The following is a 23,547-nucleotide window of genomic DNA, read 5'->3' on the forward strand; positions in this document are numbered from 1 at the left end:
GGTGGAGGCACGGGAACAACCGGCACTGCGCCCACGTTGCCCCGGATGTGACGGACTGCGTCACCCACTACGTACCCGAGCCGTGAGGACATCGCATGAGCGTCCAAGACACCCAGGCCAGCACTCCCGACGCGGCCACCGAGAGCCACGGCGTCATCGTCACCGACGTCGCCGCCGGCAAGGTGAAGTCGCTCCTCGAGCAGGAGGGGCGCGATGACCTGCGCCTGCGCATCGGCGTCCAGCCGGGCGGCTGCTCCGGGTTGCAGTACCAGCTCTACTTCGACGAGCGCTCCCTCGACGGGGACCTCGTGAAGGACTTCAACGGTGTCGGAGTCGTCGTCGACCGGATGAGCGCCCCGTACCTCACGGGCGCGACGATCGACTTCGCCGACACGATCGAGAAGCAGGGCTTCACCATCGACAACCCCAACGCGGGCAGCTCCTGCGCCTGCGGCGACAGCTTCAGCTGAGCCGACCACGCACCGACAGGGCCTCCCCACCGATCCGGTGGGGAGGCCCTTCGTGTCTCCCGCATCTGTAGGGTGACGCGGGTGCCCATCGCCATCGCCGGATCCATCGCCACCGACCACCTGATGACCTTCTCGGGCCGCTTCGCGGACTCGCTCGTCGTCGACCAGCTGGACAAGATCTCCGTGAGCTTCCTCGCCCACACGCTGGAGATCCGCCGTGGGGGTGTCGCGGCCAACATCTCCTTCGGGATGGCCAACCTCGGTCAGCGCCCGGTCCTCGCCGGCGCCGTCGGTGAGGACTTCGACGACTACCGCAGCTGGCTCGAGCGCCACGGAGTGGACTGCGAGTCCGTGCACGTCTCCGAGACCCAGCACACCGCGCGTTTCGTGTGCACCACGGACGACGACATGGCCCAGATCGCGACCTTCTACGCGGGGGCCATGAGCGAGGCCCGCGAGATCGAGCTCGCCCCGATCGCCGCCCGCGTCGGCGGCCTCGACCTCGTCCTCGTCGGCCCCGATGACCCGGACGCCATGCGCCGCCACACCGCCGAGTGCCGTGACCGGGGCATCCCCTTCGTCGCCGACCCGAGCCAGCAGCTCGCCTTCGGTGACGGGGAGCTCATCCGCGACCTCATCGACGGCGCCGCGTACCTCATCACCAACGAGTACGAGTCGCACCTCACCGAGCAGAAGACCGGCTGGAGCCAGGAGGAGATCAACGCCCGCGTCGGCCACCGCGTGACGACCCTGGGCCCGGAGGGCGTGCGGATCACCGGTGAGGACCTCGACGAGCCCATCGTCGTCGGCGCCGCCCGCGAGGTGACCAAGGCCGACCCGACCGGGGTCGGTGACGCCTTCCGCGCCGGATTCCTCACCGGGGTGGCCGAGGACCTGCCGTTGCGGGAGTCGGCCGAGCTCGGCTCGATGCTCGCGACGTACGTCGTCGAGACGGTCGGCACGCAGGAGTACCAGCTCGGCACCGCCCGCTTCCTCGAGCGCTTCAGCGAGGCCTACGGCCGCGAGAGCGCCGACCTCATCGCCGGCCACATCCGCTGCCCGCGCCCCTGAGGCGACCCGAGCGACCGGGATGAGCCCTCCCTTCCCCCCGATCGAACCCGCCGGGGCCTCCCCCCTGTGGGCGGGCTACCTGCGCGCCGGGATCGAGTCCGTCGACGCCGGCCACGACTCGGAGGTCGTCGGTGTCGGCGGGACCCTCGACCCGGCATCCGTGCTCACGGCCTACCGCCTGGGGATCTTCCCCATGGGCCTGGGCGAAGGGGGCAGCCCCCCGATGGGGTGGTGGTGCCCCACGTGGCGCGGGGTCCTCGTGCCCGGCCGGGTGCACGTCTCCCGGTCCCTGCGCCGCTCGATGCGTCGCTTCACCGTGACCGTCGACCACGCCTTCACCGAGGTCGTCGCCGCGTGTGCCGACCCCGGTCGGGAGGGGTACTGGATCACCGACGACGTCGCGAACGCCTACCTCGAGCTGCACGCCCTCGGGTGGGCGCACAGCATCGAGGTGCGTGACGAGGCGGGGACCCTCGTCGGCGGTCTCTACGGACTCGCGATCGGCGGGCTCTTCGCGGGGGAGTCGATGTTCCACCGCGCCACCGACGCGTCCAAGACCGCCCTCGTCCACCTCGACCGGCTCGTGGGCGCCGACCGCGACCCGCGCCGGATCATCGACGTCCAGTGGCGCACACCGCACCTGGGGTCCATGGGCATCGAGGAGGTCCACCGGCGGGAGTACCTGGCCCGGTTGGCCGCCGCACTTCAGGCGCCGGCGCTCGACCCCAGCGCGACGACGTAGGCGACGCCGCCCCCTTCGTCCTGCGTCAGCTCGGTGCGGGACTCCACGGCGTGCCCGCGCATCCGAGCCCACGCCGGCACGTCCGCGTCGGCGCCCGGGTCGTCGGCCAGCAGCCGCACCCGCGTGCCGCCGTCGAGCGTGCGCGCCACCCGGGCGACGTCGATGATCGGTTGCGGGCACAGCGTCCCGCGGGAGTCCACCTCGGTGGGGGCCACCTCGATCACAGTCCCGTCGTGCCCAGTCGTCGCCGACAGGCCTCCACCGCGGCCGGCAGCTCGTCGCACAGCCGGTCGACGTCCGCGTCACGGTCCGGTGACACCGCCGCCAGGGGGAGGGTGAGTCGGACATTGCCCTGGGTCAGCGCTCCCATCGCCGCGAGCACATGGCTCGGCTCCAGGGTGTCGGCGGTGCACGCCGACCCGGAGGCCACGGCGAGACCGCGTCGGGCGAGCTCGTCGAGGATCGTCTCCCCGTCGACGTAGAGCACCGAGAAGGTGCACACGTGCGGCAACCGGTCGTGCGGGTCACCGACGACGTCGACGCCGTCGATCCCGCTCGCCGTGGTGCGGACCCGGTCGATGAGGTCGTGGGCCGCTCGCGCGTCGTCCGCACGGGTGGCCGCGACCTGCCGCCAGGCCTCGGCGGCCGCGAGGGCGGTCGGGACATCGACCGGATCCAGGGCCAGACCCCCTTCGTGCGGGCTCGGCGGGTGGTGCGGTGCGAACCGGGTCCCGGTGCGGACCACGAGCACCCCGAGACGGGGACCGCCCCACGAGGAGGCGTCGCCGACGAGGACGTCGAAGTGGGTGGGTGCGGGCTCCCGGCCCAGCCCGGCCCGGGCGTCGACGAGGAGCGGTACGCCGTGCTCGGCCGTGACGGCGCGGGCGGCGGCCACCGGCTGGCGCGTGCCGACCTCCTGGTTGGCGGACTGCAGGACCGCGAAGGGGGTCTCCCCGGTGATCGCTGCACGCCAGGCATCGAGGTCCACGGCCCCGGTCGGCGTGACCGCCACCTCCACCGGCGGGGTCCCACCGGCCCGGAGCCACCGCACCAGGCTCGAGTGCTCCACGGCGCTCGTCACGCACCCGCCGGTCCGTCGCCGGCGACCCCGCGCCAGGCCGGAGAGGGCGGTGCGGGCGGCCTGGTCCCCGCTGGAGTGGAAGGTGATCTCGTCCGGACGCACGCCCAGGCCCTCGGCGACGACCGCCCGGGCCCGGTCCAGCAGCGCCCGGGTCCGGCGCCCTGCGGTGTGCCGGGCGGTGGGGTCCGCCCACGCCGCGCCGTGGGCCGCCCGCCACGCGTCCAGGGCCGCTGGGAGCACCGGCCCCGGGGAGGCGTCGAGCAGCCCGACGAGACCCTCCGTGGGGGCACCGCCCGAGGGGGCCGGTGAGGTCGAATCAGTCTGCTGCGCCACGCCTGCAGGCTAGTGCCACCCTTCGTCGGGCGACGGTGCCTGCTGCGGTAACGTAACGCTTGTCTTCTGAACACTTCGGACCAGTAGTAGGTGCCCCTTGCCTGTGTCTTCGAGCACGACCTCCCGGCGTACGCGTCGTGGAATCGGTGCCATCGGACTCGTCGTCGCGATCTCGGCCGTCTCGGCCTGCAGCGCGGTCGGCGTCAACACCGATCCCAAGAACGGGTACCTGCCCGAGGGGATCACCGAGCAGTCCAAGTACGTCGAGAACCTCTGGATCTGGTCCTGGGTCGCCGCTCTCGCCGTGGGTGTCCTCGTCTGGGGCCTGGCTCTGTGGTGCATGGTCGCCTACCGCCGCCGCAAGGACGACGACGGCTCGCTGCCGGTGCAGCTGCAGTACAACGTGCCGCTGGAGATCCTCTACACGGTCGTGCCGATGCTCATGGTCGGCGCGCTGTTCTACTACAACCAGCAGGCGCAGCAGGAGCTCATCGACACCTCCAAGGAGCCGGACACGACGATCAACGTCGTCGGCAAGCAGTGGAGCTGGGACTTCAACTACGTCGACGAGGACGTCCACGAGGCCGGTCTGATGGCCCCGCTCGACGGCAAGGAGGGGCACGAGGAGAACCTGCCCACCCTGTACCTGCCGAAGGGGGAGCGGGTCGAGTTCGTCCTGACCTCCCGCGACGTCATCCACTCCTTCTGGGTGCCCGCCTTCCTCGAGAAGATGGACGTCAACCCGGGCATCGTCAACCGTTTCCAGGTGACCCCGACCGAGACCGGCACCTTCCAGGGCAAGTGCGCCGAGCTGTGCGGCGCCTACCACTCGCAGATGCTCTTCAACGTCAAGGTCGTCGAGCGGGACGAGTTCGACGCGCACATGGCCGACCTCGAGAAGAAGGGCCAGAGCGGCCTCCTCGGGAACGACCTCAACCGCGAGAAGATCAACAAGCAGGACCTCAAGATGCTCGGTGACGACCGCCGCGATGAAAAGCTCATCGAAGACGAGGAGAACTGATGTCCACGATCTCTGGCGCACTGTCCCGCAACACCAGCGAGACCGAGGTCCCCGAGCGCACCATCGTGCGTCGTGAGAAGGCCGGCGCGCAGTTCTTCCGCTACGTCACCACGACCGACCACAAGGTCATCGGCAACCTCTACATGGTGACCAGCTTCCTGTGGTTCCTCCTCGGGGGCCTCATGGCCCTGGTCATCCGCCTCGAGCTGTGGGCCCCCGGCCTGCAGGTGGTGGACAACCCCGAGCAGTTCAACGAGATGTTCACCATGCACGGCACGATCATGCTGCTGCTCTTCGCGACACCGGCCTTCGCCGGCTTCGCGAACGCGCTGATGCCGCTGCAGATCGGCGCCCCGGACGTCGCCTTCCCGCGGCTGAATATGTTCGCCTACTGGCTCTACCTCTTCGGTGGCATCATCGCGGCCGCGGGGCTGTTCAGCCCCGGCGGCGCTGCCTCCTTCGGCTGGACGGCCTACGCCCCGCTGTCCGACCCGAACTACAGCCCCGGCGTCGGTGGTGACCTGTGGGTCTGGGGCCTCGCGCTCGCTGGTTTCGGCACGATCCTCGGGGCGGTCAACTTCATCACCACGATCATCTGCATGCGCGCTCCGGGCATGACGATGTTCCGGATGCCGGTCTTCACCTGGACCGTCCTGATCACCTCGGTCCTCGTCCTCATGGCCTTCCCCGTCCTCGCCGCGGCCCTGATCGGCCTCGGGGTGGACCGACGTTTCGGGGGCCAGATCTTCGCCGCGGAGAGCGGTGGGGCCCTGCTGTGGCAGCACCTCTTCTGGTTCTTCGGCCACCCCGAGGTCTACATCCTCGCCCTGCCCTTCTTCGGCGTGATCTCCGAGATCCTGCCGGTCTTCTCCCGCAAGCCGATCTTCGGTTACAAGACGCTGATCTTCGCGACGATCGCCATCGCGGCCCTCTCGGTCTCCGTCTGGGCCCACCACATGTACGGCACCGGTCAGGTCTTCCTGCCCTTCTTCGCGATCATGACGATGGCGATCTCGGTGCCCACCGGGGTGAAGTTCTTCAACTGGATCGGCACGCTGTGGGGCGGCAAGCTCGTCTTCGACACCCCGCTGATCTGGGCGCTGGGCTTCCTCACGACCTTCCTCTTCGGCGGTCTGACCGGCGTGATCATGGCCAGCCCGGCGATGGACTTCCACATCACCGACACCTACTTCATCGTGGCGCACTTCCACTACGTGCTCTTCGGCACGATCGTCTTCTCGTTCTTCGGCGGGATGTACTTCTGGTGGCCGAAGTTGACCGGCAAGATGCTCAACGAGTTCTTGGGCAAGGTGCATTTCTGGCTGCTGTTCATCGGCTTCCACATGACCTTCCTCATCCAGCACTGGCTCGGTGTCGAGGGGATGCCGCGGCGCTACGCGGACTACATGCCCGAGGACAACTTCCAGCTGGCCAACCAGATCTCCACGGTCGGCTCGCTCATCCTCGCGGTGAGCTTCCTGCCCTTCTTCTACAACGTGTGGAAGACACAGGTCAGCGGGAAGAAGGTCGAGGTCGATGACCCCTGGGGCTACGGCGGCAGCCTCGAGTGGGCGACCTCCTGCCCCCCGCCGCGGCACAACTTCACCTCGATCCCGCCGATTCGCTCCGAGCGCCCGGTCTTCGACATGAACCACCCCGAGTACGCGCCTGCCGCGATCCGCGCCCGGGTCGCGAAGCAGCAGGCGGCCGCCCCGACGAGCCAGGACGAGGTCACCCGATGAAGCCTGAGATCGCCTTCTTCGCCATCATCGGCGTCTTCTTCGCTGCCGTCGCCACCCTCTACGGCTTCTGGACCGGATGGACCGAGGAGGTGGGCTGGGTCGCGCTGTACCTCTGCGCCGGCCTCGGCTTCATGATCTCCTTCTTCCTGTGGATCGTCGCCCGCAAGCTGCCCCTGCGGCCCGAGGACGACGAGGACGGGGAGATCGCCCAGCAGGAGGGCCCGTACGGCACCTTCTCGCCCTACTCCTGGTGGCCGCTGTGGCTGTCGCTGGCCGGCGCGCTGATCTTCCTCGGGGTGGCCGTCGGTGGCTTCGTCGCCGCACTCGGTGCGCTCGTGGGCGTCTGGGCGCTCTGCGGCTGGGTCTTCGAGTACTACACGGGTGAGCACGCGCACTGAGGAGTACACTCTCCGGGTGGGTTCGCGTCGGTGACGGTCTGGACCCCACCAACTTCTTGCGCGGTGCCGATGCGCCATGGACGACACGACTCGACCATGGCGCATCGCACACGCTTCCCTGGGGGTGCAACTCTTCGTGAAGGTCATCAGGTCCCGCGTGCGGGTCCTTGCTCTTGCCGTCCTCTTCGCGGTCCTCCTGGCGGGATGCGCCGGCGGCGCGTCCCCGAGCGAGCGGTCGAGCTCCAGTTCCTCGGCAGCGACCGACGAGGAGCCACCCGCCGCAGACGTCAGGGTCAGTCCGGCCCGGGGCAGCACCGACGTGATGCCGGATGACCCGATCACCGTGGAGGTGATGCGCGGAGACCTGACCCGGGTGAGCGTGACCGCCTCGGGGGTCGACGACGTGGAGGGGCGGGCCGAGGGCCAGAAGTGGTCCTCCACCGGCCGTCTGAAGCCCGACACCACCTACAGCGTCGCGGTGACGGCGGACGGTCCCGAGGGTGGGTCCACGACCCAGCGGAGCACCTTCACCACGCACGAGCCCGAGGTCACCGCGACCTACGGGATCGTCTACGACGGACAGACCGTGGGAGTCGGGATGCCGGTGAGCATCCAGTTCGACACCCAGGTCACCGACGCGACCTACCGCAAGGCCATCGAGGAGGCCGTCTCCGTCAAGACCACCCCGAAGGTCGAGGGGTCCTGGGGCTGGCTGGACAACCGCCAGCTGATGTGGCGCCCCAAGGACTACTGGGAGCCCGGGACCACGGTGGCGATCGACGCCCCGATCACCGGCTTCCGGACCGGGGAGGACAAGTGGGTCGGCGAGGACGCGAGCGGATCCATGACCATCGGTCGCAAGCAGCTCGCGGCGGTCGACATCGCCAAGCACGAGATGACCGTGACGCGCGGGGGCAAGGCCATCAAGACCTACCCGGTGAGCAGCGGCAAGCCCGGCAAGGAGACCGAGACCCGGTCGGGGACGAAGGTCGTCATCAACAAGAAGCGCGAGATGACGATGGATGCGTCGACGATCGGTATCGACAAGGGGGAACCCGGGTACTACAAGGTCGACACGGACTTCAACGTCCGCGTCACCTGGACCGGCGAGTTCATCCACTCCGCGCCATGGTCCGTCGGCGCCCAGGGCAGCAGCAACGTCTCCCACGGCTGCGTCAACATGGCACCGGGGAACGCGCGCTGGTTCTACGAGCACTCCCTGCCCGGTGACCCCGTGGACTTCACCGGCTCGGGGCGCGAGTTCCTACCGACCGAGGGCATCGGCGTCTGGCAGTACTCCTACGGACAGTGGCAGCAGCAGAGCGCCCTCTCCTGACCCCCCCCCATCCGCATCTGCCTAGGCAGGTGCGGAGTGGAGTTCGTATGTGCCTAGGCAGATGCGGGGGAAGGGGGGAGGCGGTGGCCCCCCCACCCCCACCCGGGAGGATCAACCCCAGCCGAGCTCGTGGAGCCGGTCCTCGTCGATCCCCACGTGGTGCCCGGCCTCGTGGACGATCGTCACGGTGATCTCCTCCCGCAGCTCGTCGAGGTCCGCGCACATGCGGGTCAACGGGCCCCGGAAGAGCACGATCCGGTCCGGGAGCGCCCCGGCTGCCCATCCACCGTCCCGCTCGGTCAGGGGAGTGCCCAGGTAGATCCCCAGCAGGGCGGCGTTCTCCTCCGGGGAGAAGCCCGGGTCGGCATGCTCGGTCCCGGGCTCGTCCTCGACGAAGAAGACGACGTTGTCGAGCATGCCGAGCAGCTCCTGTGGCACCTCGTCGAGGGCATCACGCACGGCGGCGTCGAACTCCTCGTCACCGATCTGCATCATCAGGTCACCTCCGGGGTCATGGATGGAACACGGCGTGGTCGACGGGTCGCGATGCGATGCAGGTGGAAGCACCCCACGCCGAGGACGAGCAGAGCCAGGCTGGTGGCGGAGAGCCGAGCCAGCGAGGTCGCCGCGATGGGCACGACGGCGCTGGAGAGGACCGCGTTGAGCAGGAGCATGAGGAAGGTGGACACGGACGCCGCCGTACCGCGAGCGTGTGGCACGGCGTCGAGCAGGGCCAGCTGGTAGACGGGCAGCGAGATGCCGGTGCCGAAGCCGATGGCCGTCGGGCCCACGACGGCCCACGGCAGACCGTCGGTCGCGGGGAGCAGGGCCAGGACCAGCCCGATGACCGCTCCGGTGATCGCCACGGCCTGCCCGCCCATGATCAGCCCGTCACCGCTGACGACACCCGCGAGCCGCGCATTGGTGAAGGACCCGGCCATCATGCCCCCGACCATGGGGACGAAGAAGACCCAGAAGTCCTGTTCCCCCTTCCCGAGGAGCGTGACGACGAAGATCGGTGCAGCCGCGATGTAGAGGAACTGCCCGGCGAAGGAGAAGGCCTGCGCAGCGGCGAGGACCTCGAAGCTGCGCCGACGACCCACCTGCAGGACGGCCGTGCTGATGGCTCGCACGTTCATGGGTGTGCGGTCGGCCTTGGGGTGGCTCTCCGGGAGGAGGCACAGCGTCGTGATGGCGATGAGCGCGCCGAAGCCGCTGAGGAACCAGAAGATCAGCTGCCACGGACCCAGGAGGAGCAACCAGCCGCCGATGATCGGGGCGATCGCGGGGCCGATGGCGAAGATCATCGCGACCGTGCCCATGAGCCGCTGTGCTGCCGGGCCCTCGTAGAGGTCCCGGACGACCGTGCGCGAGACGATCGTGCCCGCGCCGGCCGAGGCGCCCTGGAGGACCCGGAAGAGCAGGAGGACCGGCAGCGAAGGGGAGAAGACGCACCCGATGGATGCCACGGAGTACACGACCGCCCCCGTGATCATCACCGGTTTGCGGCCCAGCGCATCGCTCAACGGCCCGTGGAAGAGGCTCATGACCGCGAAGGACCCGAGATAGGCGCTGACGACCAGCTGCATGGAGGCGTCGGTGACGTCGAACTCCTCGCCCATCTGGGCGAAGGCAGGGAAGGCGGTGTCGATGGAGAAGGGACCGAACATGCCCAGCAGCGCGAGGAGCACCGTCGTCAGTGCCAGCGAGGCGGGGCGGGGCACCCCCGCCGGTCGGGGTGTACGGGTGGGCTCGGTCATCTTCGGGCCATCTTCGCACCACCGGTGAGCGGCGTCGCCGCGGCCCACCGACCACGACCGACGCAGGCCCCGGAGGAGATCCTCCGGGGCCTGCTCGGTCGCTGACCGGGGTCGGTCAGTGGGTCGAGATCTTGTCCCTGTCCCGGTCCGTGTCGCCGGACTCGATGGCCTCGTGACCATGGTCGTGGTGCGCGGCCTCGAGCTCCGCGGGGGAGACCGGGTCCACGGCACCGCCGAAGTAGAAGGAGTGCAGCTTCGCTCGCAGGGCGTTCTTGCGAGCGGCCTTCTTGTCCTCGACACCGTTCTCGTCCGTGGTCGACGTCAGCTCCAGCGGGGGAGCTCCCTCGTGCTGGACCAGCGTCCACCGCGTGTAGGGGTCGATCGGCTCGTGGACCTCGTGGAACTCGCCGTCGGCACCGCGCTCGATCCGTCCGCTCTCTCGCCCGTGGAGGACGAGGTCGCGGTCGTGCCGTTGGAGACTGAGGCAGATCCGGCGCGTCGCCCAGAAGGCGATGACCGGCCCCACGAAGGTCAGGACGCGAAGCAGGAGGGTGATGTCGTTGATCGACAGGCCGAACTTGATCGCCACGATGTCGTTGCTGCCGCCGAACAGCATCACGCCGTAGAGCGTCATGGCAGCCATGCCCAGAGCGGTGCGGGTGGGTGCATTGCGCGGGCGGTCGAGCAGGTGGTGCTCGCGCTTGTCACCGGTGACCCAGGCCTCGATGAACGGATAGGCGATCATGCCGCCGTAGAAGGCGGGGATGACCAGGAGCGCACCGATGATCACCGGCCAGGCCCAGGTGAACCCGAAGGTCTCGAACTCGAGGAAACCGGGTAGCAGTCGCAGCGCCCCGTCGGGGAAGCCCATGTACCAGTCGGGCTGGGCGCCGGCGGTGGTCGCATTGGGCTCGTAGGGACCGTGCACCCACACCGCGTTGATCTGGATCAGCGAGGAGATGAGCGCCAGACCACCGAAGACGATGAAGAAGAAGCCTCCGGCCTTCGCCGCGTACACCGGCATGACGGGGAAGCCGACGACGTTGTCCTCGGTCTTGCCCGGGCCGGGGTACTGGGTGTGCTTCTGCAGTGCCACGAGCACGATGTGCGCCGTGAACAGCGCGATGAGCAGCGCCGGCAGCAGCAGGATGTGGATCGAGTACAGGCGCGGGATGATGACCTCGCCGGGGAAGGTGCCACCGAAGAGCCCGTAGCTGAGGTAGCTGCCGATGACCGGCGCCGCGACCATGAAGCCCTGCGCGGCACGCAGACCCGTGCCGGAGAGCAGGTCGTCCGGCAGGGAGTAGCCGGCGAAGCCCTCGACGAGCGCGAGCAGCGAGAGGATGCAGCCGATGACCCAGTTGATCTCGCGCGGCTTGCGGAAGGCACCGGTGAAGAACACGCGGAGCATGTGCACCGACAGGGCGACGATGAACATCAGCGCCGACCAGTGGTGGATCTGCCGGATGAGCAGTCCGCCCTTGATGTCGAAGGAGATGTCCAGCGTGGAGGCGTAGGCCCGGGACATCTCCACACCCTGGAGCGGCGCGTAGCTGCCCTCGTAGGTGGTGTGCGCCATCGAGGGGTCGAACCAGAAGGTGAGGAAGACCCCGGTGAGCAGGCACACGATCATCGAGTACATGGCGATCTCACCGAGCATGAAGGACCAGTGGTCGGGGAAGACCTTCTTCATGAGGTACCCGACGCCCTTGGCGGAACCGGTCCGGTCGTCGATCCAACCGGCGACCCCACCGACCTTCTTCAGGCCGGGGGACATCGGGGCCTTGGCGGGGACGTCGTCCGCCCGCAGGTTGTCGGCGGGACGAGCACTACTGGTCATGATCAACCACGCTCCCAGAAGCTCGGGCCGACCGGTTCCTGGAAGGGCTGGTCAGCGATGAGGTAACCCTTGCTGTCGACGGTGATCTTCAGCTGCGGCAGCGGACGTCCGGCGGGACCGAAGATGACCTCGCAGTCATTGGTCACGTCGAAGGTGGACTGGTGGCAGGGGCAGAGCAGGTGGTGCGTCGTCTGCTCGTACAGCCCGACGGGGCATCCGACGTGGGTGCACACCTTGGAGTAGGCGACGATGCCCTGGTAGCCCCAGTCGCGGGCCTTGCGGCCCCGGTCGGTGTCCTGGAACTGCTTCGGGTCCAAGCGCATCAGGAGCACGGAGGTCTTGCTCATCTCGCTGAGCTTGTCGTCATCCAGCTCGAGCAGGCCGGCCGGCTGGATGTGGAAGACCGAGCCGATCGTCACGTCGGCGGGGCGGATCGGGGTGTCCTCAGGGTCGCGGTGCAGGCGCAGCTGGTTCGACCGGCCGTTCTCGCTCTTGTCCCAGAAGGTGACCGAGAGGTCGTTCTTCGGCAGCGGGCCGAGCGAACCGCCGATCTGGACGAGCAGCGGGACGGCGAAGAGGCCCATGGCAGCGCCGAAGGTCATCTTGATCAACGGCCGACGCGTCAGCTGGGCGGCTTCGCCACCCTCGAGCATCGTGTCCACGAAGCCCGTGCGGTCCTCGTCGGTCGAACGCATCGGGTGACGCATCTCGACGGTCTCCGCGTCGGGCATGATCGTCTTCGCCCAGTGGACCGCGCCGAGGCCGATGCCCAGGAGGCTGAAGGCCAGACCGAGACCCAGCAGCAGGTTCGACAGGCTCATCTCGTTGGTGATCGGCACCCACACCTGGGTGTCGACGTCCACCATGAAGTAGGCCACGAGGAAGAGCACCGTGCCGAGGATGGACACGAGGAACAGCAGGGCCACCTGACGCTCGGCCCGCTTGGCCGCCTTCTCGTCCAGGTCGGCGTTGCGCAGCACGTGGGGAGGAAGGCCGGGGTTGGCGAACTGCTCCGGGACACCGCCGGTGCCCTGCACGTGGCCCTGGTCGAGGCGCGCCGCCTCGGAGCCCGTGGGCTCCTGCGGCGCTGCCCCTGTCGGGGTGTGCTCACTCATCTGTCGTCGGTCCTGTCTGTGTGGCGAGTTGTCAGGTCTGTCAGGCGGACTTCTGGCCGAGCCAGACGGCGAAGCCTACGAGGAGGCCGAGACCGATCGTCCAGGCGAAAAGACCCTCGGGCACGGGGCCGTAGCCGCCCAGTGGGTTGCCGCCGGGGTTGCCGGCCTCCTGCTGGGCCTCGATGTAGGCGATGACGTCCCGCTTGGCCTCGGGGTCGAGGTTGGCGTCGTTGAAGACCGGCATGCTCTGCGGCCCCGTCTCCATGGCCTCGTAGATGTGCTTGCCCGAGGAGCCGGCGAGGGGAGGGGCGTCCTTGCCCCGGGTCAGGGCGCCTCCGGCACCCGCGCTGGAGTGGCACATGGCGCAGTTGACGCGGAAGATGGCACCGCCGTTGCCCGGGTCGCCCTTCGAACCGTCCGTCAGCTCCGCCTCGGGGACCGACGGGCCGGCCCCGAGGGTCGCGACGTAGGCGCCGATGTCGGAGATCTCCTCCTCGGAGAACTTCACCTGGCCGCCGGCGGGAGCCTGCACGTCGGGAGCAGCCATCGGCATGCGTCCGGTCCCCATCTGGAAGTCCACGGAGGCGGCGCCGACACCGGCCAGGCTCGGGCCGTTGTCCTGGACGCCCAGACCGTTCGCGCCGTGGCAGTTGGCGCAGTTGGCGGTGAAGAGCTTCTTGCCCTTCTCCACGTTGTTGGCGCTCGTCACGCTGGCCTCGGCGTCCTTCGGTGCGACGGCCGAGTAGGCGGTGCCGGTGACGAAGAGGCCCAGCATGAGCAGCAGGGCGATCGCCGCGGGGTGGCGGCGAGAGAGCTTGGGCATGGAGGGTCCTGTCGTCCGAGGGCGGCGGGGTCGGGGGGTCGGGCGGCGCATCGGGATCAGCCCAGGAGGTAGATGGCCGCGAAGAGGGCGATCCACACGACGTCGACGAAGTGCCAGTAGTACGAGGTCACCACGGCGCCGGTCTGCTGCGCGTGGCTGTAGTTCCTCGTCGTGTAGGTGCGGCCGATGATCAGGAGGAAGGCGATGAGGCCACCGGTGACGTGGATGCCGTGCAGGCCCGTCGTCAGGTAGAAGATCGACGCCCAGGAGTCGCTGGCGATGTTGACGCCCTCGCTCACGAGCGTGGCGTACTCGAGGATCTGTCCGGAGACGAAGACCGCACCGAAGATGTACGTGAGGATGTACCACTCACGCATGCCCCACCCGCCGACGTTGAGCAGCGAACCGGTCCGCGACTTCTGCCCGTGCTCCGCCTTGATCACCCCGAGCTGGCACCACACCGAGGAGACCACGAGGATCAGGGTGTTCGCGGCCGCGAAGGGCACGTTGAGCAGCTCGATGTTGCTCTCCCACAGCTCCGGTCGCATCGACCGGACCGTGAAGAAGATCGCGAAGAGCCCGGCGAAGAACATCAACTCGCTGGAGAGCCAGACAATGGTGCCGACGGACACCATGTTGGGTCGGCTGACTGGTCCCATGGCGGGATCCGCCAAGGGACTCCCGGACGCGTGTGAAGGCAGAGAGGTTGCAGAGGCCACGCGACCATTATGACCTCTCCGGGATCCGGTCGCGTGCCACCCCCCTCCGCGAGTCCCGGCGGCCTCGGGAGGGCTAGGATCCACGCATGACCGGTACCTCGCAGCCGACCCCTTCCCGGCCCGCCGTGGGCACGAACTCCGGTGCGACGGAGGTCACGCCGACCACCGTGCGTCTCCTGCTCCACAGCGACAACATCACCACGCGCGACGCGGTCCGGGCGGCCGTCGGCCGGCGGCCGGCGCGTGACGTCGAGGTGGCGTCCTGGCTCGAGTGCGCCACGCCCGCCGCCGTCGTCGAGGCCGTCGAGGCGGGTGACATCGATCTGGTCATCCTCGACGGCGAGGCGGCGAAGACCGGTGGTCTCGGGCTGTGCCGGCAGCTGAAGGTCGAGGTCCTGGGCTGTCCGCCGGTCCTCGTGCTCACGGGTCGTCCGCAGGACGGCTGGCTCGCGACGTGGTCGATGGCCGACGGGTCGGTCCCGCACCCGCTGGACCCGATCGCCGTCGCCGACGCGGTCGCCACCCTGGCCCGGGGCGTGGCCGGCCGATGAGCGACGCGGCCACCCACACCTGGCCCGGCGTCCTCACCACCCTCCTCACGGGGAGCGACCTCACCGGCGACCAGACGTCGTGGGCGATGCGCCAGATGATGTCCGGCGACGCCGCACCCACCCAGATCGCCGGCTTCCTCGTGGCCCTGCGGGCGAAGGGGGAGACCGTCACCGAGCTGCGTGCGCTGGCCGACGTCATGCTCGAGCACGCGCTGCCGATCGAGGTCGGGGGCCCGACCCTGGACATCGTCGGAACCGGTGGCGACATGGCCGGCACGGTGAACATCTCGACGATGGCCTCCGTGTGCATCGCCGCGACCGGTGTACGCGTGGTCAAGCACGGCAACCGGGCGGCGTCCTCGAAGTCCGGGTCCGCGGATGTCCTCGAGGCGCTGGGCGTCACCCTCTCGCTCCCGGCCGACGCCGTGGCGCAGGTGGCCGAGCGCGCCGGGATCACCTTCTGCTTCGCGCAGACCTTCCACCCCTCCTTCCGCCATACCGCCGCACCGCGGCGCGACCTGGGCATCGGCACGGCGCTCAATGTGCTGGGCCCGATGACCAACCCCTCGCGTCCGACGTACTCGGTCGTCGGGGTCGCCGACGAGCGGGTCGCTCCGCTCATGGCCGGCGTCTTCGCCCAGCGGGGCACGGATGCCCTGGTCTTCCGCGGCGACGACGGGTTGGACGAGCTGACGGTCGCCGACGGTTCGCACGTGTGGTGGGTGGCCGGTGGCGAGATCGTCGAGCTGCACGTCACCCCGGAGCAGCTCGGTCTCGTCCGCAGCCCGCTCGACTCGCTGAGCGGGGGGGACGCGGAGTTCAACGCCGAGGTCGCGCGCCGGCTCTTCGCCGGCGACCGGGGGCCGGTGCGCGATGCCGTCGTCCTCAATGCCGGCGCGGCGGTCGCGCTGGCCCGGTCCGGTCCCGGCCTCCCGGCCGACCCGGTCGCGACGATCCGCGCGGGGATGGACGCGGTCGAGGAGGCCCTCGACTCGGGTCGGGTCGGGCAGCAGCTCGAGCGCTGGGTCCGCGAGACCCAGGACGCCGCCAGCGTGGCGGGCGGCTGAGGGCCGAGGAGCCCCGGGTTACTCCAGACCGATGTTGAAGGCCGCGTCGAGGTCGTGGCGGCTGTAGGCGCGGAAGGCGATGTGCGTCGACGTGTCGACGATGCCCTCGACCTTGTTCAGCCGACCGGCGATGACGCTGTTGAGGTCCTCGTGCCGCTGCACCCGCACCATGGCGATGAGGTCGGCGTCCCCGGCGACGGAGTAGACCTCGCTCACGCCGTCGAGGTCGGCGACGGCCTCGGCCACCTCGGGGATGCGGGCGGTCTCTGCGTGGATGAGGACGATGGCAGTGATCACGAGGCCCACCCTAGAGCAGGCGCCAGCTCCTCGTGGGCGGCGGCTGCACCGCCGACGGGACACGTCCACTCGCCCTCGATCTCGACCAGTCGGGTGCCCTCGGCCTCGAGCCAGCGCAGGACGAGCTCGGTCTCCGCGGGCAGCGCGCTCGTGCCGGGGCCGGTCGCCGGGGAGACCACCTCGGCGCTGGCCTGCAGCGCCGTGACATAGGGCATCGGGTCGGCGCCGGCCGGGGAGTGGGTGCTCCCGGCCAGCCGGCCATGGCGCACGCAGACGAGATCCCAGCCACCCCTCGGGGCTCGCCGTGCGGCGACGATCTCGGTGGCCTCGCGGACCGGCGCCGCGCGCTGGTTGCGCGAGGTGGCCCTGACCAGGGCGGCGAGCCGGTCGCGCAGGGCCGCGGCCTCCTCGAAACGCTCACCGTCGGACAGCACGCGCATCCGATCGCGCACGGCGGCGACGGCGGAGCGGGAGTCGCCGACGAGCACCCCGACGGCGTCGGCGACGGTCACGGCGTACTCCTCGACGCTCACGGCACCGGTGCACGGCGCCGCGCACCGGCCGAGGTCCGCCAGGACGCACGCCGAGGTGGGACGGCGGGGGGAGATGCGGGTCAGGCACTGACGCAGGGGTACCGCGTCGTGGAGCGCGGCCATGGCCTCCTCGGCGTGCCCGCGGGAGCCGAAGGGGCCGGCGAAGGCGAGGTCGTCCCGGGTGACCGCGCGCACGATGGACAACCGGGGGAAGGCCTCGTCGGTGAGCTTGAGCCACCACACCCGCTCGGGGTGACGCGAGCGCCGGTTGTAGCGGGGCTTGTGCTCGGCGATCAGACGCAGCTCCCGGACGCCGGCCTCGAGGGTCGTCGCGCACACGATCGGGGTCACCGTGGTCGCCAACCGGACCATCTCGCCCATCCGGCGGCGCTGCTCGGAGGCGGTGAAGTAGCTGCGCACCCGGGAGCGGATGTCCACGGAGGTGCCGACGTAGAGGGGCTCGCCGCGCTCGTCCTTGAAGACGTAGACACCCGGGGCCGACGGCAGTCCGTCGGCGAGGTGGCGTTTGCGGCGCTGGTCGTCGCTGACCCGCGAGGAGTAGGAGCTCAGCTCCTCGAGCGTGTCGACACCGACCGAGCCGAGCCGGCCGATGAGGCCGTGGAGCACATCGACGGTGGCCTTGGCGTCGTGCAGGGCGCGGTGGTCCGGGGTCGTGCGGGCGCCGAAGTGGCGGGCGAGCGTGCCGAGCTTGTGGTTGGCCACCTCGTCGCGGTGCACGACCTGCCGGGCGAGCCTGACGGTGTCCAGGACCGTGGGTCCCGGCCACCGGAGGTCGTGGGCCGCGCAGGCGGCCTTGAGGAAGCCGATGTCGAAGCCCGCGTTGTGGGCGACGAGCACCGCCCCCTTCGCGAACTCGAGGAAGGTGGCCACCGCCTCGCCGGTGCGGGGCGCATCGGCGACCATCGCGTCGGTGATGCCGGTGAGGGACTGGATGAAGGCGGGGATCGGCGCGCCGGGGTTGACGAAGGTCTGCAGCTCCCCGAGCTCCTCGCCGCCGCGGACCTTGACCGCCCCGATCTCGGTGATCCCGCAGTCGCGGGGGGAACCGCCGGTGGTCTCGAGGTCGACGACGACGAAGGTGACCTCGGCCAGCGATGTGCCGAGGTCACCCAATCTCTCCTGCACGACCTCCATGTCCCTGACGGTAGGCGCGAGCACCGACAACCTGTGTCAGGCGCCACGGCGCGCCCCCTCTGGCAGTCTGACCGCATGCGCGCGATGGACGACCTGGCCGATGTCGGTGACTTCTACCGTGACTTCGCCCGGCAGGAGGCGAAGGGGGAGTCCCTCACCTTCGAGCGGTGGGCCGCGGGGGTCGCCGAGGACCCGGAGGTCCTCGCGCTGCTCGAGGGGCTGCCGGTCGCCAAGCGCCAGCCGAACCTCGTCTTCGCCGCTGCCCGGTGGCACGGCGCCGCGACGTCCGCGGCGGACCCGGAGTACGCGGCACTGCGCTCGGTCCTCGTGGGGGGCTGGCCGCACGTGCGCGAGACGATCCTCGCGCGCTCGACCCAGACCAACGAGGTCGGCAGGTGCGCGACGCTGCTCCCGCTGCTGGCCGGTCTCGAGGGGCCGCTCGCCCTCATCGAGGTGGGCGCGAGCGCCGGCCTGTGCCTGCACCCGGACCGGTGGTCCTACCGCTACGTCGACGAGGAGGGAGAGCAGTTCGCCCGGCTCGACCCTGCGGACGGTGTCTCCCCGGTCGTGCTCGACTGCACGGTGCGCGGAGCGGCTCCGCTGCCCCCTGCGCTGCCCGAGATCGTCCACCGCGGTGGTGTGGACCTCAACCCGCTCGACCTGTCCGGCGGCGACACCGCGGCCTGGCTGGAGACACTCGTGTGGCCCGAGCACGAGGACCGGCGGGCCCGCCTCGCCGCCGCCTGCCGGGTCGTGGCCGACGCGCCGGTGGATGTGCTGCGTGGCGACCTGCTCACCGGACTCGGCGAGGCGATCGCGCGGGCCCGGGTGGCAGCGCCCGGGGCGAGCATCGTCGTCTTCCACTCCGCCGTCATCGCCTATCTCGACGAGGCCGGGCGTCACCGGTGGCCGGGCGTGGTCACCGGTGCGCTCGAGCAGGTCCGGGCCGACGGCGCAGGCGCCCACTGGATCAGCAACGAGGGGAGCGCGGTCCTGCCGGGAGTCAGCGCGACCGCCCGGTGCGAGCAGGTGGGACGCCACTTCTGCCTCGGCCTCGACGGGCAGGCCCTCGGCTGGGCCCACGGCCACGGGCGGCAGCTCACCTGGTGCTAGCGCCGGCTCGAGGTCGCGGCGTTGTCGGTGCCCCCTCCTAGCGTGGTCGGTGCCGGGATGGACCCGGCGACCTGGAGGAGGTGGTGGACATGAGCCGTCGAGCAGGAGCCCCCGTGACGATCGACTGCGACACGTGTCCGGTGCAGGACATCGGGTGCGCCGACTGCATGGTGACCGCGCTGCGGTCTCCGGTCGTTCTCGAGGACCCGAGCGGGCCGTCGGACCTGTCCCTGGACCGCCGTGAGCGCGAGGTGGTCACCCGTCTCGTCGCGAGTGGTCTCGTGAGCGCCGAGACGGCGACCAGGGCCCGCGCACAGCGCGAGCCCTGGTCGGAGTACGGGGAGGTGGCCCACCGAGCGGGGTGATCTCCCGGCAGGTCGAGCCGGTGATCAGCTCCCGTAGAGGCTCTCCACCTCGTCCTCGAAGTCGCGCATGATGACATTGCGCTTGAGCTTCATCGACGGTGTGAGCGTGCCGTTCTCCTCGGTGAAGTCCTCGCTGAGGACCGAGAACTTGCGGATCGACTCGGCCTTGGAGACCGCCTTGTTCGCCTCGTCGACCGCGCCCTGGATCTCGGCGAGCACCGACTCGTGGGTGCGTGCCTGCTCGAGGGTCAGGTGGCCCAGGCCCTCGTTCGCCGCCCAGCCCGGCAGCATCTCCTCGTCGAGGGTGACCAGCGCCCCGATGAAGGGCTTGCCGTCCCCGACGACGAGGCACTGGCTGATGATCGGGTGCGCGCGCAGGCGGTCCTCGAGGACGCCCGGGGCGACGTTCTTGCCGCCTGCGGTCACGAGGATCTCCTTCTTGCGACCGGTGATCTTCAGGTAGCCGTCCTCGTCGAGCTCACCGAGGTCACCGGTGTGGAACCAGCCGTCCTTGAGTGCCTCGAGGGTCGCCTTCTCGTTGTCGTGGTAGCCGCGCAGGATGTTCAGGCCCTGGATGAGGATCTCGCCGTCGTCGGCGATGCGGATCGAGACACCCGGCAGGGGTGGCCCGACGGTGCCGATCTTCACCTTCTCCGGGACGTTCACCGTCGCGGGGGCGGTGGTCTCGGTCAGGCCGTAGCCCTCGAGGATCGTCACGCCGATGCCGCGGAAGAAGTGGCCGAGGCGGGTGCCGAGCGGCGCGCCGCCGGAGACCGCGTACTCGACCTGGTTGCCCATCTTGGCGCGCAGCGTGCTGTAGACGAGCTTGTCGAAGACCGCGTGCAGGACCTTGACCTTCAGCGGGACCGACCCGGTGTCCTGACCCTCGGACCACGCGATCGCGGTCTCGGACGCCTTGGCGAAGATCTTGCCCTTGCCGCCGGCCACCGCGGTCTCGTTGGCCTTGTTGTAGATCTTCTCGAAGACCCGGGGCACCGCGAGGATGAAGGTCGGCCGGAAGGCCTGGAAGTCGTCGAGGATGTTCGCGATGTCGGCGCTGTGGCCCATCCGGCGGCCGGCGGCGACCGCGAGCACCTCGATGAAGCGCGCGAAGACGTGCGCCAGCGGCAGGAAGAGCAAGGTGGCGGCGTGGTCCTTGTCGAGCACGTCGCCGAGCTTGGCGATGGTGTTCTCGGCGAGACCGAGGAAGTTGTCGTGGGTCAGCTCGCAGCCCTTGGGGCGGCCGGTGGTGCCCGAGGTGTAGATGATCGTGGCGATCGAGTCGCGCTGCTGGGCGGCGATGCGGGCCTCGAGGTCCTCCTCGCTCACGGAGGTACCGGCCGCCACGATCGTGTCGAGGTCGCTGTTGTCGATGACCCAGACGCGCTCGAGACCGTCGATGCTGCCGCGGGCCTCCTCGGCGATCGCGGCGTGGCCGCTGGTCTCGACGACGAGGAACTTCGTGCCGGAGTCCTTGACGATCCACTCGACCTGCTCGGCCGAGCTCGTCTCGTAGATCGGCACCGGCACGCCCCCGGCGGTCCACGTGGCGAAGTCGAGGAGGGTCCACTCGTACCGGGTGCGGGCCATGATGGCCAGACGGTCACCGGCCCCGAGCCCGGAGGCGATCAGTCCCTTGGCCAGGGCGCGGACCTCGTGGTTGAACTGTGCCGCGGTGACGTCCCGCCACGCGTCGTGCTCCTTCACGGAGAAGGCCACCCGCTGCGGATCCTTCTCCGCGTTCCTGGCCGGCAGGTCCGCCAGCGAGTCGCTCGGGTTGCCCTCGATGAGCCGGGGCATCGCGCTGTCGTTCACGGGATCTCCTTCGTTCGCCGTACCGGTGCCACCTCCAGCGGTGGCCGGCCCACGGCGAGCCTACCGTCGCGACTCGACGTCCCCGGGTGCCGTGCCCGTGACGGTCGCCATACTCTGTGCGTGCCGTCCACGGCACGACCCCACCCCCGGAAGGTGTGCGCCCATGCGCTGGCGATCCCTGCCCGTCGTCGACGTCGTCGACGAGACCTTCGTGCGGGCTGCGCCCCTCTCGGTGCGCTCGGCGCTGGAGGAGCCGGGAGTGCTCGACGGGCTGTGGCCCGGGCTGGAGCGGGAGCTCGTGCAGGACCGTGGGGCGAAGGGGGTGCGCTGGCGGACCGGGGGCGAGGTCACCGGGCGGCTCGAGATCTGGCTGGAGGAGGTGCCGGGCGGCACGATCGTCCACCACTTCGTCCACGGCACGCAGAGCGGCGGTCCGAGGGCGTGGGAGAGGGTCCACCGTCGCCGGTGGAAGAGCGGCCTGCACGACATCAAGGACCGGCTCGAGGGGCGTACGCGATAGTGTGCCCGCCATGGCCGACAGCACCCGATCCAGCATCGTCGTGAGCGCACCCGCCGGCGACGTCCTCGACATCATCGCCGACCTCGAGGCCTACCCGGAGTGGATCAAGGAGTTCTCGCACGTCGAGATCCTCACCGAGGACGGTGACGGGTGGCCCGACCAGGCGGCCCTCAGCCTCGATGCGGGCCCGATCAAGGACACCTACACCCTCGACTACTCCTGGGACATCGACGAGGACGGTCAGGGCATCGTCTCCTGGACCCTCATCGACGCCAGCGTGCTCAAGACGATGGACGGGTCCTACACGCTGACCACGACGGCCGACGGGGGCACCGAGGTCGCCTACGACCTCACCGTCGACGTCAAGGTCCCGATGCTCGGGATGCTCAAGCGCAAGGCCGAGAAGGTCATCGTCGACTCGGCGCTGCGCGACCTCAAGAAGCGCGCTGAGCTCTGACGGGCCCGTGCGCGCACATCTCGTCACCGGTGGGGGCGAGCACGCCGCCGCCGTGACGGACCGGGTGCTCGCCGGCGTCGCCTCCCTTCGCCCGGTCGTGCGGACCGCCGCCGGGCCGCACGGGCGCGACCCCGTCCTCGAGGTCATCGAGACCCATCTCGACCGGGTGCTCACCGCCCTCGACCTGCCGTCACCGGTCGTGGCCGACCTCATCGGTCGGCTCCTGCCCCCGGAGCTGCCAGCGCTGCTGCGCCTCGCGCGCCAGCTCGAGCAAGGGGCCGCCGACGACCACGAGCTGGTGATCGAGCTCGACCTCGAGGTGGCCCGACTCCTCGACGTGCCGCAGCGCGCCGCCCGCGCCTTCGCCGCCTTCGTCCCCGTGGTCGCCCGCTGGGAGGCGCTCGTCGCCCCGGAAGGGGTCGGCGTCCTTCCTCCTCCCGACCCGCCGGTCCTGCACGCGCTGCGCGAGGGGTCGCAGCTGCTCGAGCGGCTCGACCGAGCGCTCGCCGACCCCGACGCGGTCGCCGTGCACCTCGCCCCACCCGCCGGCCCCGTCGGTGCCGCCCGGCGCGCCGACGCGGAGGTGCTGCTGGCACTCATGGGTCGCACCCTCACCGCGGTGCACCCCGTCGACGGGCCCGGCGTCGAGTACCTGCCGGCCGCGCCCGAACCCGCCCGCCCGCAGGTCGAGCGCGGTGACGGGGAGTGGCTGTTGCGCCTGGGGCTGCCGGGGGTGCGGGCCGTGGACCTCGAGCTCGTCCGCCACGAGGACGAGCTCGTGCTCGGGTGCGCCGGCCGCACCCGCCGCGTCCTCCTGCCGTCCGTGCTGCGCCGCTGCGACATCGAGCGCGCCGGCGTGGCCGGGGGAGTCCTCACCCTGACGATGACTCCCGATGAGAGGGTGTGGCCCCGTGGATGAGGAGAGCGACCCCCAGGACGTCATCGTCCAGCTCCTGCGCGTCCTCTCCGAGATCGATCTCGACGGGATCGGGGAGGACCTGCGCGGACTCGACGGCGCGACGGCTCGCCGGGCGATGGCCGGCGCGACGATGCTCGCCGAGGCGCTGACCCGCGCGACCTTCGGCAGCGAGGCCGTCGCCGATGCCCTCGGGGTCGACTTCGACGACCCCGGGGGCCACGCGCCGTATCGTTCCCGGGGCGTACGGATCGACGTCCACGACGACGAGACGACCGCGGCCCTGGACCCGACGAGCGAGGCGTGA

26 protein-coding genes are annotated in these 23,547 nt (G+C 70.2%); 15 read left to right on the forward strand and 11 right to left on the reverse strand.

Annotated features, from left to right (window positions below):
* The first annotated feature begins 95 nt into the window (after nt 1–95).
* From erpA to aat, 3 genes are all read left to right on the forward strand, one after another.
* Entirely contained in the window at nt 96–470 is a 375-nt protein-coding gene (gene erpA / locus ACR9E9_RS09860; protein WP_435198310.1) for an iron-sulfur cluster insertion protein ErpA, read from the forward strand.
* 81 nt (nt 471–551) lie between these two features.
* Nucleotides 552–1,541: a carbohydrate kinase family protein gene (locus tag ACR9E9_RS09865; protein WP_435198311.1), complete on the forward strand. Its 990-nt coding sequence runs from the start codon at nt 552–554 to the stop codon at nt 1,539–1,541.
* A gap of 19 nt (nt 1,542–1,560) precedes the next feature.
* The gene (gene aat, locus ACR9E9_RS09870; protein WP_435198312.1) at nt 1,561–2,283 is read left to right on the forward strand and encodes a leucyl/phenylalanyl-tRNA--protein transferase; all 723 of its coding nucleotides are present in this window, start codon (nt 1,561–1,563) and stop codon (nt 2,281–2,283) included.
* Here aat and ACR9E9_RS09875 read toward each other — a convergent pair.
* Together ACR9E9_RS09875 and ACR9E9_RS09880 are read right to left on the reverse strand one after the other, a co-directional pair.
* Nucleotides 2,247–2,498: a sulfurtransferase TusA family protein gene (locus ACR9E9_RS09875; RefSeq protein ID WP_435198313.1), complete on the reverse strand. Its 252-nt coding sequence runs from the start codon at nt 2,496–2,498 to the stop codon at nt 2,247–2,249. The genes aat and ACR9E9_RS09875 overlap by 37 nt on opposite strands.
* 5 nt (nt 2,499–2,503) lie before the next feature.
* Complete coding sequence (locus ACR9E9_RS09880; RefSeq protein ID WP_435198314.1) at nt 2,504–3,697, reverse strand: cysteine desulfurase family protein; 1,194 nt, start codon at nt 3,695–3,697, stop codon at nt 2,504–2,506.
* Between the two features lie 103 nt (nt 3,698–3,800).
* On the opposite strand from ACR9E9_RS09880, the gene ctaC reads away from it, so the two are divergent.
* The 4 genes from ctaC (at nt 3,801) to ACR9E9_RS09900 (ending at nt 8,194) form a co-directional block, all read left to right on the forward strand.
* The gene (ctaC, locus tag ACR9E9_RS09885) at nt 3,801–4,718 is read left to right on the forward strand and encodes an aa3-type cytochrome oxidase subunit II (RefSeq protein WP_435198315.1); all 918 of its coding nucleotides are present in this window, start codon (nt 3,801–3,803) and stop codon (nt 4,716–4,718) included.
* Nucleotides 4,718–6,460, forward strand: a complete 1,743-nt coding sequence (gene ctaD / locus ACR9E9_RS09890) for an aa3-type cytochrome oxidase subunit I (protein WP_435198316.1) — start codon at nt 4,718–4,720, stop codon at nt 6,458–6,460. The genes ctaC and ctaD overlap by 1 nt, the downstream gene beginning before the upstream one ends.
* Nucleotides 6,457–6,858: a cytochrome c oxidase subunit 4 gene (locus tag ACR9E9_RS09895; RefSeq protein ID WP_435198317.1), complete on the forward strand. Its 402-nt coding sequence runs from the start codon at nt 6,457–6,459 to the stop codon at nt 6,856–6,858. Before ctaD ends, ACR9E9_RS09895 begins: the two co-directional genes overlap by 4 nt.
* 136 nt (nt 6,859–6,994) lie before the next feature.
* Nucleotides 6,995–8,194: an Ig-like domain-containing protein gene (locus ACR9E9_RS09900; RefSeq protein WP_435198318.1), complete on the forward strand. Its 1,200-nt coding sequence runs from the start codon at nt 6,995–6,997 to the stop codon at nt 8,192–8,194.
* Nucleotides 8,195–8,305: 111 nt separating this feature from the next.
* On the opposite strand, the gene ACR9E9_RS09905 is transcribed toward ACR9E9_RS09900, so the two are convergent.
* The 6 genes from ACR9E9_RS09905 to ctaE all read right to left on the reverse strand — a co-directional run bounded on the left by ACR9E9_RS09905 (nt 8,306) and on the right by ctaE (nt 14,391).
* The gene (locus ACR9E9_RS09905) at nt 8,306–8,689 is read right to left on the reverse strand and encodes a metallopeptidase family protein (protein ID WP_435198319.1); all 384 of its coding nucleotides are present in this window, start codon (nt 8,687–8,689) and stop codon (nt 8,306–8,308) included.
* Nucleotides 8,689–9,954 carry a multidrug effflux MFS transporter gene (locus tag ACR9E9_RS09910; RefSeq protein ID WP_435198320.1) on the reverse strand — a complete coding sequence of 422 codons (1,266 nt, stop codon included), beginning with the start codon at nt 9,952–9,954 and terminating at the stop codon, nt 8,689–8,691. Before ACR9E9_RS09910 ends, ACR9E9_RS09905 begins: the two co-directional genes overlap by 1 nt.
* A 115-nt stretch (nt 9,955–10,069) precedes the next feature.
* On the reverse strand, nt 10,070–11,794 hold the full coding sequence (gene qcrB, locus ACR9E9_RS09915; protein WP_435198321.1) for a cytochrome bc1 complex cytochrome b subunit: 1,725 nt from the start codon (nt 11,792–11,794) through the stop codon (nt 10,070–10,072).
* Nucleotides 11,795–11,796: 2 nt separating this feature from the next.
* Nucleotides 11,797–12,909: a cytochrome bc1 complex Rieske iron-sulfur subunit gene (gene qcrA / locus ACR9E9_RS09920; RefSeq protein WP_435198322.1), complete on the reverse strand. Its 1,113-nt coding sequence runs from the start codon at nt 12,907–12,909 to the stop codon at nt 11,797–11,799.
* Nucleotides 12,910–12,949: 40 nt separating this feature from the next.
* Nucleotides 12,950–13,732 (reverse strand): cytochrome bc1 complex diheme cytochrome c subunit, encoded by a 783-nt coding sequence (qcrC, locus tag ACR9E9_RS09925; protein ID WP_435198323.1) that lies wholly within the window; start codon nt 13,730–13,732, stop codon nt 12,950–12,952.
* Nucleotides 13,733–13,788: 56 nt separating this feature from the next.
* Complete coding sequence (ctaE, locus tag ACR9E9_RS09930) at nt 13,789–14,391, reverse strand: aa3-type cytochrome oxidase subunit III (RefSeq protein ID WP_435198324.1); 603 nt, start codon at nt 14,389–14,391, stop codon at nt 13,789–13,791.
* Between the two features lie 146 nt (nt 14,392–14,537).
* Here ctaE and ACR9E9_RS09935 point away from each other — a divergent pair, with 146 nt between their 5' ends.
* Both ACR9E9_RS09935 and trpD read left to right on the forward strand, forming a co-directional pair.
* Nucleotides 14,538–15,002: a hypothetical protein gene (locus tag ACR9E9_RS09935; protein WP_435198325.1), complete on the forward strand. Its 465-nt coding sequence runs from the start codon at nt 14,538–14,540 to the stop codon at nt 15,000–15,002.
* The gene (gene trpD, locus ACR9E9_RS09940) at nt 14,999–16,069 is read left to right on the forward strand and encodes an anthranilate phosphoribosyltransferase (RefSeq protein ID WP_435198326.1); all 1,071 of its coding nucleotides are present in this window, start codon (nt 14,999–15,001) and stop codon (nt 16,067–16,069) included. Before ACR9E9_RS09935 ends, trpD begins: the two co-directional genes overlap by 4 nt.
* A gap of 18 nt (nt 16,070–16,087) precedes the next feature.
* Here the strand turns inward: trpD and ACR9E9_RS09945 are convergent, their stop codons facing one another.
* Entirely contained in the window at nt 16,088–16,366 is a 279-nt protein-coding gene (locus ACR9E9_RS09945) for an Lrp/AsnC family transcriptional regulator (protein ID WP_435198327.1), read from the reverse strand.
* Complete coding sequence (locus ACR9E9_RS09950) at nt 16,363–18,054, reverse strand: DEDD exonuclease domain-containing protein (protein ID WP_435198328.1); 1,692 nt, start codon at nt 18,052–18,054, stop codon at nt 16,363–16,365. The genes ACR9E9_RS09945 and ACR9E9_RS09950 overlap by 4 nt, the downstream gene beginning before the upstream one ends.
* A gap of 75 nt (nt 18,055–18,129) precedes the next feature.
* Here ACR9E9_RS09950 and ACR9E9_RS09955 point away from each other — a divergent pair, with 75 nt between their 5' ends.
* Nucleotides 18,130–19,167, forward strand: coding sequence for a DUF2332 domain-containing protein (locus ACR9E9_RS09955; protein ID WP_435198329.1), 1,038 nt, complete (start codon nt 18,130–18,132; stop codon nt 19,165–19,167).
* A gap of 89 nt (nt 19,168–19,256) precedes the next feature.
* Nucleotides 19,257–19,532, forward strand: a complete 276-nt coding sequence (locus ACR9E9_RS09960; RefSeq protein WP_435198330.1) for a hypothetical protein — start codon at nt 19,257–19,259, stop codon at nt 19,530–19,532.
* Nucleotides 19,533–19,556: 24 nt separating this feature from the next.
* On the opposite strand, the gene ACR9E9_RS09965 is transcribed toward ACR9E9_RS09960, so the two are convergent.
* Nucleotides 19,557–21,347 (reverse strand): AMP-dependent synthetase/ligase, encoded by a 1,791-nt coding sequence (locus ACR9E9_RS09965; protein ID WP_435198331.1) that lies wholly within the window; start codon nt 21,345–21,347, stop codon nt 19,557–19,559.
* A gap of 163 nt (nt 21,348–21,510) precedes the next feature.
* On the opposite strand from ACR9E9_RS09965, the gene ACR9E9_RS09970 reads away from it, so the two are divergent.
* From ACR9E9_RS09970 to ACR9E9_RS09985, 4 genes are read left to right on the forward strand one after another with little or no spacing between them, the layout of a single operon-like run.
* The gene (locus tag ACR9E9_RS09970) at nt 21,511–21,867 is read left to right on the forward strand and encodes a hypothetical protein (protein WP_435198332.1); all 357 of its coding nucleotides are present in this window, start codon (nt 21,511–21,513) and stop codon (nt 21,865–21,867) included.
* 10 nt (nt 21,868–21,877) lie between these two features.
* Complete coding sequence (locus tag ACR9E9_RS09975; RefSeq protein WP_435198333.1) at nt 21,878–22,324, forward strand: SRPBCC family protein; 447 nt, start codon at nt 21,878–21,880, stop codon at nt 22,322–22,324.
* Between the two features lie 7 nt (nt 22,325–22,331).
* Complete coding sequence (locus ACR9E9_RS09980) at nt 22,332–23,243, forward strand: ArsA family ATPase (protein ID WP_435198334.1); 912 nt, start codon at nt 22,332–22,334, stop codon at nt 23,241–23,243.
* Entirely contained in the window at nt 23,236–23,547 is a 312-nt protein-coding gene (locus ACR9E9_RS09985; RefSeq protein ID WP_435198335.1) for a hypothetical protein, read from the forward strand. The genes ACR9E9_RS09980 and ACR9E9_RS09985 overlap by 8 nt, the downstream gene beginning before the upstream one ends.

The organism is Janibacter sp. GS2 (assembly GCF_051200835.1).
In the GTDB taxonomy this organism is placed as follows: domain Bacteria; phylum Actinomycetota; class Actinomycetes; order Actinomycetales; family Dermatophilaceae; genus Janibacter.

Excerpts from the sequence above, each read along its gene's own strand:
- ACR9E9_RS09960 (WP_435198330.1), top strand. The coding sequence starts at position 19,257 with ATGAGCCGTCGAGCAGGAGCCCCCGTGACGATCGACTGCGACACGTGT.
- qcrA (WP_435198322.1), bottom strand. The coding sequence starts at position 12,909 with ATGAGTGAGCACACCCCGACAGGGGCAGCGCCGCAGGAGCCCACGGGC.
- ACR9E9_RS09950 (WP_435198328.1), bottom strand. The coding sequence starts at position 18,054 with ATGGAGGTCGTGCAGGAGAGATTGGGTGACCTCGGCACATCGCTGGCC.
- erpA (WP_435198310.1), top strand. The coding sequence starts at position 96 with ATGAGCGTCCAAGACACCCAGGCCAGCACTCCCGACGCGGCCACCGAG.
- ACR9E9_RS09955 (WP_435198329.1), top strand. The coding sequence starts at position 18,130 with ATGCGCGCGATGGACGACCTGGCCGATGTCGGTGACTTCTACCGTGAC.
- qcrC (WP_435198323.1), bottom strand. The coding sequence starts at position 13,732 with ATGCCCAAGCTCTCTCGCCGCCACCCCGCGGCGATCGCCCTGCTGCTC.
- ACR9E9_RS09970 (WP_435198332.1), top strand. The coding sequence starts at position 21,511 with ATGCGCTGGCGATCCCTGCCCGTCGTCGACGTCGTCGACGAGACCTTC.
- trpD (WP_435198326.1), top strand. The coding sequence starts at position 14,999 with ATGAGCGACGCGGCCACCCACACCTGGCCCGGCGTCCTCACCACCCTC.
- qcrB (WP_435198321.1), bottom strand. The coding sequence starts at position 11,794 with ATGACCAGTAGTGCTCGTCCCGCCGACAACCTGCGGGCGGACGACGTC.
- ACR9E9_RS09935 (WP_435198325.1), top strand. The coding sequence starts at position 14,538 with ATGACCGGTACCTCGCAGCCGACCCCTTCCCGGCCCGCCGTGGGCACG.
- ACR9E9_RS09910 (WP_435198320.1), bottom strand. The coding sequence starts at position 9,954 with ATGACCGAGCCCACCCGTACACCCCGACCGGCGGGGGTGCCCCGCCCC.
- ctaD (WP_435198316.1), top strand. The coding sequence starts at position 4,718 with ATGTCCACGATCTCTGGCGCACTGTCCCGCAACACCAGCGAGACCGAG.
- ctaE (WP_435198324.1), bottom strand. The coding sequence starts at position 14,391 with ATGGGACCAGTCAGCCGACCCAACATGGTGTCCGTCGGCACCATTGTC.
- ACR9E9_RS09895 (WP_435198317.1), top strand. The coding sequence starts at position 6,457 with ATGAAGCCTGAGATCGCCTTCTTCGCCATCATCGGCGTCTTCTTCGCT.
- aat (WP_435198312.1), top strand. The coding sequence starts at position 1,561 with ATGAGCCCTCCCTTCCCCCCGATCGAACCCGCCGGGGCCTCCCCCCTG.
- ACR9E9_RS09905 (WP_435198319.1), bottom strand. The coding sequence starts at position 8,689 with ATGATGCAGATCGGTGACGAGGAGTTCGACGCCGCCGTGCGTGATGCC.
- ACR9E9_RS09975 (WP_435198333.1), top strand. The coding sequence starts at position 21,878 with ATGGCCGACAGCACCCGATCCAGCATCGTCGTGAGCGCACCCGCCGGC.